General features: G+C 55.1%; 9 protein-coding genes. 8 read left to right on the forward strand and 1 reads right to left on the reverse strand.

Annotated elements, in window-relative coordinates; genetic code table 11:
* Positions 1–31 precede the first annotated feature (31 nt).
* Complete coding sequence (locus PCH01S_RS22225) at positions 32–616, reverse strand: TetR/AcrR family transcriptional regulator (RefSeq protein ID WP_042233185.1); 585 nt, start codon at positions 614–616, stop codon at positions 32–34.
* A 271-nt stretch (positions 617–887) separates the two neighbouring features.
* On the opposite strand from PCH01S_RS22225, the gene PCH01S_RS22230 reads away from it, so the two are divergent.
* The 8 genes from PCH01S_RS22230 (at position 888) to PCH01S_RS22270 (ending at position 12,748) form a co-directional block, all read left to right on the forward strand.
* Complete coding sequence (locus PCH01S_RS22230) at positions 888–3,056, forward strand: 4Fe-4S dicluster domain-containing protein (protein WP_042233187.1); 2,169 nt, start codon at positions 888–890, stop codon at positions 3,054–3,056.
* 45 nt (positions 3,057–3,101) lie between these two features.
* Positions 3,102–5,501 (forward strand): 3-hydroxyacyl-CoA dehydrogenase/enoyl-CoA hydratase family protein, encoded by a 2,400-nt coding sequence (locus PCH01S_RS22235; RefSeq protein ID WP_042233189.1) that lies wholly within the window; start codon positions 3,102–3,104, stop codon positions 5,499–5,501.
* Between the two features lie 27 nt (positions 5,502–5,528).
* On the forward strand, positions 5,529–6,713 hold the full coding sequence (locus PCH01S_RS22240) for an acetyl-CoA C-acyltransferase (RefSeq protein WP_042233190.1): 1,185 nt from the start codon (positions 5,529–5,531) through the stop codon (positions 6,711–6,713).
* A 242-nt stretch (positions 6,714–6,955) separates the two neighbouring features.
* On the forward strand, positions 6,956–8,737 hold the full coding sequence (locus PCH01S_RS22250) for an acyl-CoA dehydrogenase family protein (protein WP_042233194.1): 1,782 nt from the start codon (positions 6,956–6,958) through the stop codon (positions 8,735–8,737).
* 30 nt (positions 8,738–8,767) lie between these two features.
* On the forward strand, positions 8,768–10,456 hold the full coding sequence (locus tag PCH01S_RS22255) for a long-chain-fatty-acid--CoA ligase (RefSeq protein ID WP_042233196.1): 1,689 nt from the start codon (positions 8,768–8,770) through the stop codon (positions 10,454–10,456).
* 111 nt (positions 10,457–10,567) lie between these two features.
* The gene (locus PCH01S_RS22260) at positions 10,568–10,981 is read left to right on the forward strand and encodes a PaaI family thioesterase (protein ID WP_042233198.1); all 414 of its coding nucleotides are present in this window, start codon (positions 10,568–10,570) and stop codon (positions 10,979–10,981) included.
* Between the two features lie 175 nt (positions 10,982–11,156).
* Positions 11,157–11,498, forward strand: a complete 342-nt coding sequence (gene ytxJ, locus PCH01S_RS22265; RefSeq protein ID WP_042233296.1) for a bacillithiol system redox-active protein YtxJ — start codon at positions 11,157–11,159, stop codon at positions 11,496–11,498.
* A 263-nt stretch (positions 11,499–11,761) separates the two neighbouring features.
* The gene (locus PCH01S_RS22270; protein WP_042233200.1) at positions 11,762–12,748 is read left to right on the forward strand and encodes a DMT family transporter; all 987 of its coding nucleotides are present in this window, start codon (positions 11,762–11,764) and stop codon (positions 12,746–12,748) included.
* Positions 12,749–13,041: the final 293 nt, after the last annotated feature.

The raw sequence follows: 13,041 nt of genomic DNA on the forward strand, positions 1-13,041 counted from the left end.
GAAATGAGTATCCTCTATGGATAACCGGCTCTTAAGCCTGAATTCCCTGAAGAAAGAACTGCACGGTGCCGTCCACCTGAGCGGATAACGAATATTTGCGTCCGGAAATGAGCCAGGAGGTGACGACTTCGTCCATCGCCCCGAAAAGCAGCAGACGGGTCAGTTTCACATCGAGGTCGGCCCGGAACAAATTCTCCTCGACGCCCTGCACGAGAAGTTTCTCGATTAATTCAATATACGGCTTAACGGCTTTTCCTATTTCTTTGCGAAGCTCAAGCGAACTTTGCCGAAGCTCGATTTGAGTAACGAAGGCGAGATCGACGTTATTTTCCAGCTCCGTATAATGGATCTCGCAAACTTTGCGAAGCGCTTCCTTAACGCCGGTGGTCTGCTCGATATGCATATGGAACTTGCCTACAAGCTCTCCGAGCTTCTCACGGAACAAGGAGATGAGAATATCCTCCTTTCTTTTGAAGTACAAATAAATCGTACCGTCCGCGACGCCGGCCGCTTTGGCGATCTTGGAAACCTGAGAGCGGTGAAACCCGTGTTCGGCGAATACTTTCAACGCAGCTTCGAGAATTAAATCATATTTTTCTTTTTTTTTGCTTGTCATGGAATCACCTCGGTGCTAAAATACGAATTAAACAGTGAATGAATACTCATTCATTTTCTACAGCCATCATAAAATAGATCCAGGGCAATGTCAATGACTGAATGACCCGCTGTAAAGGCGAAGTTCCGAGGTTGTGGCACCATGAGAAAAGCATGTTTGATCCGAACGTTTGCCAGGAGAACCATGCTTTTATTTGCCGGGGTCATGAAAACGCTTTATATGGTGAAATTAATAAAAAATGTATAGCATCCGAGAAAGGGGTTGTTTTCCGATGCTGGGAGCGATCGTGCAGTTGATTCTGTTTCTGGGCGTGACGGGATTCGGCGTTTACCTGTTCGCCAAAGCTGTGTATCACCGTTATTTGTATGTGCGGCTCGGGCAGCCGGTCGATTGGGGAGGGCAGTTTCAGGAGAGGCTCAAAGACTTTGCCGTTCAAGTGTTCGGCCAGACGAAACTGCTGAAGGACAAGAAAAGCGGCATCATGCACATCGTTATTTTTTACGGATTCATTATCCTTCAGTTCGGCGCGCTGGACATTATCGTAAAGGGACTCTCCGGCCGTGGACTGCCGCTTCCCGGTTACGAAGCTTTCGGTCTGATCCAGGAAATCACGGTCGCGGCTATTCTGATCGCGATGGGATACGCTGCGTACCGCCGGTACGGAGAGAAGCTGAAACGGCTGAAGAGAGGGTGGAAGCCGAGTCTGGTCGTCTACTTTATTTTCAGCCTGATGGTTTCGGTGCTTCTCACGCTCGCTTTCGACCGCATCCGGGAAGAGCTGGAACCTTCCGCCATGGCACCGATTTCGTCCGTGCTTGCCGCCGGGTTCGGGTGGATGCCTTTTGGGGCGGCCGTCGTTCTGTATCACGTGTTCTGGTGGGCGCATCTGCTTATTTTGCTGGCGTTTCTGGTCTATGTGCCCCAGTCCAAGCATTTTCATCTCCTTACGGCGCCGCTTAACATTTTGCTGAAAAGACGGGAACCCGCCGGACGGCTGCGGAAGCTGGATCTGGAAGATGAGGAAGCGGAATCTTTCGGGCTCGGCAAGATCGAAGACTTGACGCAGAAGCAGATGCTTGACCTGTACGCTTGCGTGGAATGCGGACGCTGCACCAACGTGTGTCCAGCCTCGGGTACCGGCAAAATGCTTTCGCCGATGCATATGATCGTGAAGCTGCGCGATCACTTAACGGAGAAGGGGGCGGCGGTTACGAGCAAATCCCCCTGGGTGCCCGCTTTCGCTTTCCCGGGGAGTTCGGTGCACGAGATGAACGCCGAAGGTCATGAGCTGGGCGCTTGGAACGGCTCGGGCATAACCGATATCGCTCCGACGATGAACGCGCAGAAGCACTCCTGGGTGACGACGGACAAAAAGCCGGAGGAGATGGAGCTGGTCGGCGATGTCATGACCGAAGGGGAAATCTGGTCCTGCACGACGTGCCGCAACTGCGAAGACCAGTGTCCGGTAGCCAACGAGCATGTCGACAAAATCGTCGATTTGCGCAGGCATCTCGTTCTTATGCAGGGTTCTATGCCGCATGACGGCCAACGGGCGATGCAAAACATCGAGCGCCAGGGCAACCCGTGGGGAATATCGCGCAACGACCGGGCCAAGTGGGTGCAGGAAATCGATCCCGAAGGCGAACTCCGCGTACCGACGGTCAAAGAAAATCCGGAATTCGACCTCCTGTTCTTCGTCGGTTCGATGGGCTCTTACGACAACCGGAGCCGTAAAATCACGCGTTCGCTCGTCCGCCTTATGAATGAAGCGAACGTCAATTTCGCTATTCTAGGCAACGAAGAGAAAAACTCCGGCGATACCCCGAGGCGGCTGGGGAACGAGTTTTTATTCCAGCAGCTCTGCGAGGAAAATACGAAGATTTTCCAAAAATACGGGGTGCGCAAAATCGTGACGGCCTGCCCGCATACGTACAACACTTTGAAGAACGAATATCCCGAATTCGGACTGGAGGCCGAGGTTCTTCACCATACGCAACTTCTGGATGAACTGGTCCGCAACGGAAAGCTGACTCCGCGCCATAAGGTGAACGAACGGATCACGTATCACGATTCGTGTTACCTCGGCCGTTACAATAACGTCTACGATCAGCCCCGCAGCATCCTCAAAGCGATTCCCGGCGTGGAGCTGGTTGAAATGACCCGCACCCGTGAGAACGGGATGTGCTGCGGCGCGGGCGGAGGCATGATGTGGATGGAGGAAACGGCCGGCAAGAGAGTCAATCTGGCCCGGACCGAGCAGGCGCTGGAGGTTAATCCGACGGTGATTTCATCGGCTTGCCCGTACTGTCTGACTATGATGGAAGACGGCGCGAAAATGAAAGAAGCCGAAGAAACGGTCAAAACCCGGGATATCGCAGAACTACTCGAAGAATCCGTATTTGGTGCGAAGGCACCGGCGCCGTTCCAGACCGTTTCGTAAGATAAAGCGGCCGGACGGCAGACGAAGATCAGGAGGGAATCCGACATGGTGAATCAGATTCAAAAAGCGGCCGTTATCGGCTCCGGCGTGATGGGGGCGGCCATTGCGGCACACTTGGCGGGTGCGGGCATTTCGTGTCTGCTGCTGGATATTGTTCCGACGGTTTTGACGGACGAGGAAACGAAAGCGGGTCTGACTCTGGAACAGCCGAAAGTAAGAAACCGCCTGGCGGCGGGAGCGATCGAGAGGCTGAAGAAAACGAATCCGGCTCCGCTGTACAGCGAAGCGTTTGCGGCACGCATCACACCCGGAAACTTGGAAGACGACCTAGCCCGATTAGCGGGCGTCGACTGGATTATCGAAGTGGTCGTGGAGCGCCTGGACGTGAAGAAGCAGCTCCTGGCCCGGATCGAGCAGGTCTGGAAGCCGGGAACGATTGTGTCCTCCAATACGTCCGGAATCTCGATTCAAGCGATGGCGGAGGACTGCGGCCCGGAATTCAAGCGGCACTTTTTAGGCACTCATTTCTTTAATCCGCCGAGATATATGAAACTGCTTGAAATCATTCCGGGAGAATCTACCGATCCCGAAATCCTCCGCTTCATGGCTGATTTTTGCGAGAAAAGGCTCGGAAAAGGCGTCGTAACGGCCAAGGATACGCCGAACTTTATCGCCAACCGGATCGGCACGTACGGGCTGCTCGTCACCCTCCGGGAAATGCTGGAGAAAGGTTATACCGTTGAAGAAGTCGATGCCGTAACGGGGCCTGCCCTCGGCCGACCGAAAAGCGCCACCTTCCGCACGCTCGATCTCGTAGGACTCGACACTTTCGTACATGTCGCCAGGAACGTATACGACCTGGTCGATAACGAAGCGGAGAAAACGATTTTCGACGTTCCGGCGGCATTGACGGGCATGGTGGAGCAGGGCTGGATCGGCGAGAAGAAAGGTCAGGGCTTTTATAAAAAGGTAAAAACCGAAACCGGAAAAGAAATCCAGGCCCTTCATCTCGGGACCATGGAATATGCGCCGTCGCGGAAAATTTCCTCTGCGTCACTGGAAGCGGCCAAGAACGCCAAAGGCACGGCCGGTAAAATCAAAGCGCTGCTCTCGACCCCGGACAAATATTCCGAGCTGGCCTGGAAAGTGGTCAAACCCGTTCTTCTTTATTCGGCCGGCAAACTGGGAGAAATCGCCGATTCCATCGTGGAAATCGACAACGCGATGAAGTGGGGCTTCAACTGGGATCTGGGGCCTTTCGAACTGTGGGACGTCATCGGTCTGGAGCGCTCGGTGAAAAGAATGGAACAGGAAGGGGATACCGTTCCCGCCTGGGTGAAGGAATGGCTTGCGGCCGGGCATACCGGCTTTTACGAAAAACGCGAAGGCACGACGTTCTATTACAACCGGGGCATGTATAAGGAAGCCGACACGCGTCCGGAGCATATTTCGCTAAAAGCGCTTAAGCAGCAAAATAAAACGATTTTGAGCAACAGCGGCGCGAGCCTGATCGACATCGGAGACGGCGTGGCGTGTCTGGAGTTCCATTCGCCCAACAATGCGATTGGGGCCGATATTTTGACAATGGTGCAGAAAAGCACGGAGGAAGTGAGACGAAACTACCGCGGCATGGTCCTCGCCAATGAAGGCCGTCACTTCTGCGTGGGAGCGAACGTGATGATCCTGCTCATGGAAGCTCAGGACGGGGAGTGGGATGAAGTGGACAGCATCATCCGCCTGTTCCAGAACGCAATGATGACGCTGAAAAAGCTGGAGAAGCCGGTCGTCGCCGCGCCTCACAGCATGACGCTCGGAGGCGGTGTCGAAGCGTGCCTGCCGGCCGACCGGATTATTTTCTCGCCGGAAACTTACTTCGGCCTGGTCGAAGTGGGGGTTGGCGTTATTCCGGCAGGAGGCGGCTGCAAGGAAATGGCGCTGCGGAGCAGCCGGCTTGCCGCGGGCAATCCCGAGGTAGACCTTCAGCCGTATATTAACCATTACTTTGAAACGATCGGAATGGCGAAAGTGTCCGGCAGCGGCTACGATACGAAGCGGCTCGGCTATATGGGCCCTAGAGACTCCGTCGTCCTTAACGGCGATCACCGGATTTATACCGCCAAGCAGGCGGTGTTGGCCATGGATCGTGAAGGTTATGTGCTTCCGCAGGAAGAGAAGATCCGGGTTGTCGGCGACAGCGGCAAAGCGGTGCTGCAAATCGCGTCGTATACGATGAAGCTCGGCGGCTACATCAGTGATCACGACCGGCTTATCGCAAACAAACTGGCCCACGTGCTGGCGGGAGGAGATGTTCCGGCCGGAAGCCTGGTGTCGGAACAGTACATGCTGGATCTGGAGCGCGAGGCGTTCCTGAGCTTGTGCGGCGAACCGAAAACCCAGCAGCGGATGCAGCATATGCTGTCCAAAGGCAAGCCGCTGCGCAACTAATTCAGGACGAAGCGAGGGGAGAACACAATGAAAGAAGCGGTCATTGTATCGATAGTACGCACTCCGGTAGGCAAAGCGAAGAAAGGCAGCCTTGCCCAGACGAGGGCCGAAGATCTCGGGCGGATCGTCCTGGAAGAGGCGGTCGGACGGGCGCCGGGACTGCGCAAGGAAGACGTGGAGGACATCATCATCGGCTGCGCGATGCCGGAAGGCGAGCAGGGGCTGAACTTCGCCAGGACGATGGCCCTGTACGCGGGCTTTCCGGCTGCGGTTCCGGCCGTCACGATCAACCGGTTCTGTTCGTCCGGACTGCAGTCCATCGCTTACGCGGCGGAGCGGATCATGCTCGGGCATGCGGACGTGATCATTGCCGGCGGCGTGGAAAGCATGAGTCATGTGCCCATGACCGGCTTCAAGCTGTCTCCGCATCCGAAGCTGGCCGTGGAGATGCCCGAAGTTTACATGGGCATGGGGCACACGGCGGAGAATGTCGCGCAGCGGTTCGGCATCTCCCGCGAGGACCAGGACGCCTTCGCGGCGGAGAGCCACCGCAAGGCGGCTGCCGCGATTGCCGCAGGTCGGTTCAAGGAGGAGATCGTTCCCGTCGAGACGAGCGTGAGAGGCGTGGACGCCGGCGGCAAGCGCTGGGAGAAGCCGGTCGTGCTCGATACGGACGAAGGCGTCCGTGCCGATACGACAACCGGCGTGCTCGCGAAGCTGCGTCCCTCCTTTGCGCTGAATGGCAGCGTCACGGCCGGCAACGCCTCGCAGACGAGCGACGGCGCGGCGGCGGCCGTGCTGATGAGCCGCGAGCGCGCGGAGGAGCTGGGCCTGAAGCCGCTCGCGGCATTCCGCTCCTTCGCCTTGGCGGGTGTAGCGCCCGAGATCATGGGCGTCGGCCCGGTCGAAGCGATTCCGAAGGCGCTGAAGCAGGCCGGGATCACGCGGGATCAGGTGGATTTGTACGAAATCAACGAAGCGTTCGCTTCCCAGTGCGTGCACATTATCCGCGAGCTGAAGCTGGACGAAGCGAAGGTGAACGTGAACGGCGGCGCGATCGCGCTCGGTCATCCGCTGGGCTGTACGGGCACGAAGCTGACGGCCACGCTGGTTCACGAGCTGCGGCGCAGAGGCGGCGGCTACGGTGTCGTGTCGATGTGCATCGGAGGCGGAATGGGAGCGGCCGGCGTGTTTGAAGTTTACGGAGAATAACGGGTCCCGGTTGTTCGGGCGTCAAAGCACGGTTTGCCGGCTCACGGGTCCGCGGATTGAAGGAGCCGTGAGCTGGTCTTTTCGAACCTTCACGGCTTCGGAGACCGGCTTCTTCCTCGGGCGGATTAACCGGACCATCCAATGTTCTGCCGGAAGCGGCGGAAACATGATTCCGCAAATCGCAAACCGGAAATAAAGCAAGCTTATCTTCGCATATGAATCCAGTAAAGGAGAGATTGCACATGATTGAAACGAGAAAATGGACCAAAGGCGGAAGTTTTGTCATCGAAGATTTGGATGTAAACGCTCTCGTAACCCCGGAGGATTTCACCGAAGAACAGCGAATGATGATGGAGACGACCCGCGACTTCGTAGAAGGAGAAGTGCTGCCGAAAGACGAAGAAATTGAGAAGCTCGATTACGAGCTGACCGTCAAACTGATGCGCAAAGCGGGAGAAATCGGCTTGCTGGGCGCGGATGTGCCGGAGGAATACGGCGGACTCGGGCTCGACAAAATCAGCTCGACCGTCATTAACGAAAACTTGTCCAAGGCTTCCGCTTTTGCCTTGTCTATCGGCGCTCACGTCGGGATCGGTACTTTGCCGATCGTCTTCTTCGGTACGCCGGAGCAGAAGCGGAAATATTTGCCGGAGCTTGCCACGGGCGAAAAAATCGCGGCCTACTGCCTGACGGAGCCTACTTCCGGTTCGGATGCGCTGGGCGCGAAAACGACGGCAAAGCTGTCGGATGACGGACAGCATTATATCCTGAACGGTTCCAAGCTGTATATTACCAACGCGGGCTTCGCGGATATTTTTATCGTGTACGCCAAGGTGGACGGCAAAGATTTTACCGCCTTTATCGTGGAACGCGATCTGAAGGGCTTCTCCGTCGGACCGGAAGAGAAAAAAATGGGCATCAAAGGGTCGTCCACATGCCCGCTCTATTTTGAAGATGTGCAAGTGCCGGTCGAAAACCTTCTCGGGGAAGTCGGACGCGGGCATATTATCGCATTTAATATTTTGAACATTGGTCGATTCAAGCTGGGAGCGGGCTGTCTCGGCGCCAGCAAGGAAGCCATCGAGCTCAGCGCGAAGTACGCCAATACCCGTACGCAGTTCGGGCAGCCGATTTCTTCCTTCCCGCTGATCGGCAAGAAACTTGCGGAAATGAATATCCGCACGTATGTTACGGAAAGCATCGTGTACCGCACATCCGGCATGATCGACACGGCGCTCCAGAATCTCGACCACAACAGCGCGGAAGCGGGACAGCAGTCCGCCAAAGCGATTGCCGAATATGCGCTGGAATGCTCCATTAACAAGGTATTCGCTTCGGAAGCGCTTGATTTCGTGGCCGATGAAGGCGTGCAGATTCATGGGGGTTACGGCTTCATTCAAGAGTATAAAATCGAACGGATTTACCGAGATTCGCGGATCAACCGGATTTTTGAAGGAACGAACGAAATCAATCGCCTTCTCATTCCGGGAACGCTGCTCAAGAAAGCGATGAAGGGCGAGCTTGATCTCATGGGCAAAGCGCAGGCCCTTCAGTCCGAGCTGATGCAGCTTATTCCCGGTCAGACCTTCGACGAAACGCTGGAGCAGGCAGCCCATCTGACCGCTATGGCGAAAAAAGTATTCCTGATGGCGGGCGGCTCCGCCGTACAGAAATACGGCATGAATCTGGAGAAGCAGCAGGAAGTGCTCAGCAACCTGGCGGATATGATGATTCAAATTTACGCCATGGAAACGACGCTGGTGCGTACGCGCAAGCTCATCGCGAAATCCGGCGAAGAGAAGGCGAAGAACGCGATTCAAATGACGGAGGTGTTCATCCAGGAAGCGTTCGCCGAGATCGAGCGTCTTGCCAAGGATACACTGGCCGCGATGGAAACCGGCGATATGCTGCGCACCCAGCTCTCCGTTCTGAAGAAGCTCACACGCAGCACACCGGTCGATGCGGTCGGGCTGAAGCGCGAAATTGCGGCTCGTGTCATAGCTGCTGAGAAATACGTCATCTGACGATATGGCCCGCGAAAGGGATGATCTTGTATGGATTCGGCTAGGCCATGGCTGCATCACTACGAAAGTGAAGTCGCCTCGACTTACGAGTATCCCAGGCACAATTTAGCGTACTTTCTGGTGCAGGCGGCGGGGAAAAACCCGCAGCTGCCTGCCCTTTATTTTATGGGCAAGAAAATCAAGTACGGCCAGCTGATGGAGGCGTGCTACCGGTTCGCCAACGGACTGAGGCAGCTCGGCGTCAAGAAAGGGGAGCGGGTGGCGATTATGCTGCCCAACTGCCCCCAGAGCGTCATCGCTTATTACGGGGCGCTGCTTGCCGGAGCAGTGGTCGTTCAGACGAACCCGCTTTATATGGAGCGGGAGCTGGAGCATCAGCTTCTCGATTCCGGAGCCGTCGCGATCGTTACTCTGGATCTGCTGTACCGGAGAGTCGGCGCGGTTATGCCGAGAACACATTTGAGGCACGTCATCGTTTCTTCGTTGAAAGACTATCTGCCTTTTCCGAAGAACATGCTGTATCCGATCAAAGCGAAGCGGGACGGGGCGGATCTGAGCGTTCCGTGGAGCGAGTCCGTCCGTTCCTTCCGCACCTTGCTTGCCTCGTCTTCGGCGATACCCGTCATGGAGGAAGTGAACGCGGCCGAGGATGTGGCGCTGCTCCAGTATACCGGTGGAACGACGGGACTTTCGAAGGGCGTCATGCTCACGCACATGAACCTTATCGCCAACACGCTGCAGACGAAGCATTGGTTCCATAAGGCGGCAGACGGGCAGGAGATTTACTTGGCAGCGCTTCCATTTTTTCATGTGTTCGGCATGACCGTGCTCATGAATCAGGCGGTCGTCCGCAGCGGCATGATGGTGCTTGTGCCGAAGTTTGAAGTGAGCGAAATACTGAGCCTTATTTCGAAGCTGAGGCCGACGGTATTCCCTGGCGCGCCGACGATGTACATCGCCTTGATCAATCACCCCGACATCCGGGAGTACGATTTGTCTTCGATTAATGTGTGCATCAGCGGCTCCGCTCCGCTGCCTCTGGAAGTCCAGGATAGATTCGAAGAGCTTACGGGCGGCCGTCTGATCGAAGGCTACGGCTTAACGGAAGCGTCTCCGGTGACGCATGCGAATCCCATCTGGGGAAGAAGGAAGATCGGCTCGATCGGCATTCCGTTTCCGGATACGGAAGCCAAAGTCGTGAACCCCGCAACCGGAGAGGAGGCGGGCATCGACGAAATCGGCGAGTTGATCGTGAAGGGGCCGCAGGTCATGAAAGGGTACTGGAACCGTCCGCATGAATCGGAGGCGGTACTCAAGAACGGCTGGCTCTATACCGGCGACATGGCCCGCGTGGACGGAGAAGGCTATTTTTCGATCGTGGACCGGAAAAAAGACATCATTATTGCAGGCGGTTTCAATATTTATCCGCGGGAAATCGAAGAAGTTCTTTTCGAACATCCGTCCGTCAAGGAGGCGGTCGTCATCGGAATACCCGACCCTTATCGGGGAGAGACTGTGAAAGCCTTCGTTATCGTAAGGGAAGGAGAAAACCTTACGGAAGAGGAACTCAATACGTGGTGCCGGGATCGTCTGGCGGCTTTCAAGGTTCCGCGCCGGTACGAATTCCGGACGCAGCTTCCGAAAACGATGGTCGGCAAAGTCCTACGCCGCAGACTGCTTGAGGAAGAGCTCGAGCAAATTTCCGCGGCGAAAGAATAAACACGCCCGCTTTTCCGGCCGGCTTGCTCCATCGCTTAAGCCCCGGAACGGGGCTTTTTCTTTCCGGAACATCCCGGTATAATGGCGCTAATAGAGAAGGGAGGGAACCCGATGGAACAAGAGAATACAGTCAGTCCGCAGTTTCAGCATCTGATGGAACGTGCCCGAAACACGTTTTGGGAGTATCTCGGCTGTGAGATCGTGGAGGCCGCCGCGGACAAAGTCGTGGTTCGGCTTGTCGCCCAGCAGCATCATCTCAATCTGATCGGAATTGTGCATGGGGGAGTCACCTCTTCCATGCTGGATAACGCCATGGGTGTCGTGCTCATGCTCGCAAGACCCGACGACAAGATTGTGACGACGAATTTGAACGTGCAGTTTGTGGCGCCCATGCAGCCCGGCGAATTGTATGTGACGGCGGAAATTGTCCACCAGTCGCGGAAAATGTTGACGGCCATAGGCCGGGTCACGGATGCGGAAGGACGTCTGGGCACTTTGGGAACCGGGACCTTCCGGGTCATTTAAGTGAGCCGGATTTAGTTGAAAAAGAACCTGAAGAGGCGATCTCTTCAGGTTTTTTCCATAAACGGGGCCGCGTCGTTCTTTTACGGGAGTTTAATCCGGTTGTGTACAATTGAATATTTCATTATACTATTTATAATCCTTATAAACAGGAAGAATGGAAGGGAGCGAAATCAATATGGCAAATTGGACTGAAGTAACCACACTGGAACAATGGAACGAGATTTTCGATCAATCCGCCGAGAAGCCTTTCGTCATGCTGAAGCACAGCACGACTTGCCCGGTCAGCGCCAGCGCACTGGAAGAATACGACGAATATTTGGGCAAGAACCCGAATGAAAAGGTGAACTATTACCTCGTTAAGGTGATTGAAACCCGCCCCGTCTCGAACCAAATTGCCGAGGATGTCGGCGTGAAGCATGCTTCTCCGCAAATTATTTACGTGAAGGACAAGTTTGCGGAATGGAACACTTCCCACTGGTCGGTAACGTCCAAGCACATTTCCGCCGTACTGGACTAATCGTATCGGATTGAGGCGCGGATGTATCTGCCTATTTAGTCAGATTGGCAATATATACACGTATATATACGAATTGATATACGATATACTGGTCTTACGGACGGGTATCGTGGAAAGTAGCCGTCCGTCGGATCTTTTTTTCATAACCTTTGCCCTGACGGGCTCAGGTTATTTTTTTGCGCCGGAGGATAGCCGTTCTTTTGCAAATCAGGTATACTGATCCGAGTACATAAATTGACCCTTGGTAAAGGAAAACGGAAATCATGACAACACATTCGAACGACAAACCTCTGTTTCCGGTGCCTCTCGCATTTATCGTCGGCATTATCGGAATCTCTTTCTCTGCCATTTTCGTCCGCTGGAGCGAGGCTCCCGTGGCCGTGACCGCCATGTACCGCCTGCTGCTGACCAATCTGATTATGCTGCCGTTTCTGTTCAAATACACGGCGGAGATCAAAGCGATCCGCTGGAAATCGGTATTCGGCCTGATCGGCTCGGGTTTGTTTCTGGCGCTGCATTTTCTGCTCTGGATGGCGTCTCTCAGCTATACGACCGTCGCTTCTTCAACGGCGCTGCTTACGCTGGAACCGATCTTCGTGATGATCGGGGCGTACTGGCTGTTCCGCCAGAAGAACAGCTGGGGCACGGTGATCGGCATGCTGATCGCGATGATCGGGGCCGCCATGATCGGCTGGGGGGACTTCCGGTTCTCCGGGGAAGCCCTCAAAGGCGATCTGTTGTCCATCGTCAGCGCCGCGGCCGTGGCCGTTCATATGCTGCTCGGCAAAACGATGCGGCAGTCCATGTCCGCGTTCGTATACAGCTTCTTCGTCTTCCTGGCGGCCGCCGCCGCTCTCGGCGTCTACAATCTTGCGCAGGGAACGCCGCTTACAGGCTATTCGCAGAAGGACTGGCTCATGTTCCTGCTGCTCGCTATCGTGCCGACGATGTTCGGCCACTACCTTTTCAACTGGCTGCTGAAATATGTGAAAGCTGCGACCGTATCCATGAGCGTACTCGGCGAACCGCTCGGCTCGACGGTACTCGCCTTCTTCCTGCTCGGCGAAGCGATAACCGGCATCCAAATCGGAGCGGGCTTCCTGCTGCTGTTCGGCATCTGGCTGTTTATCCGCAGTCAGGGCAGGAAGGGGAAGGACGAAATGGTGGCGACTCCCGCTGTGCCCGCGCCCCTGCCTGAAATACCGGAGGAGCGGACGGGCGCTTCCCGGCCTTCTCTGACCGACAGTTGAACGATCAGGATTTCTACTTACTAGATATGAAAAAAGGGAATAACATACGCCCGAGCGCAACCGAAAGCCCCCTCAAAGGGGCTTTTTTTCATATAAAAATGAATTGGGGTCATTTTAATCTCGTTTCGGTCATAAAGATTTCTTATAAAAGTACCTTAATTGGGGTACTCTGCCTGTTTCAAAACTATAAAATTCGTCTAATGAATAGCAAAATACCCATATAAACATAGCGGGTATTGTTAGGCGTTTCTACCAGTTTCTACATTAGAAGAAGGACGCCCATGCTGACAAAG

Origin of the sequence: Paenibacillus chitinolyticus NBRC 15660 (genome assembly GCF_000739915.1) — a bacterium.
Lineage (GTDB): Bacteria > Bacillota > Bacilli > Paenibacillales > NBRC-103111 > Paenibacillus_F > Paenibacillus_F chitinolyticus.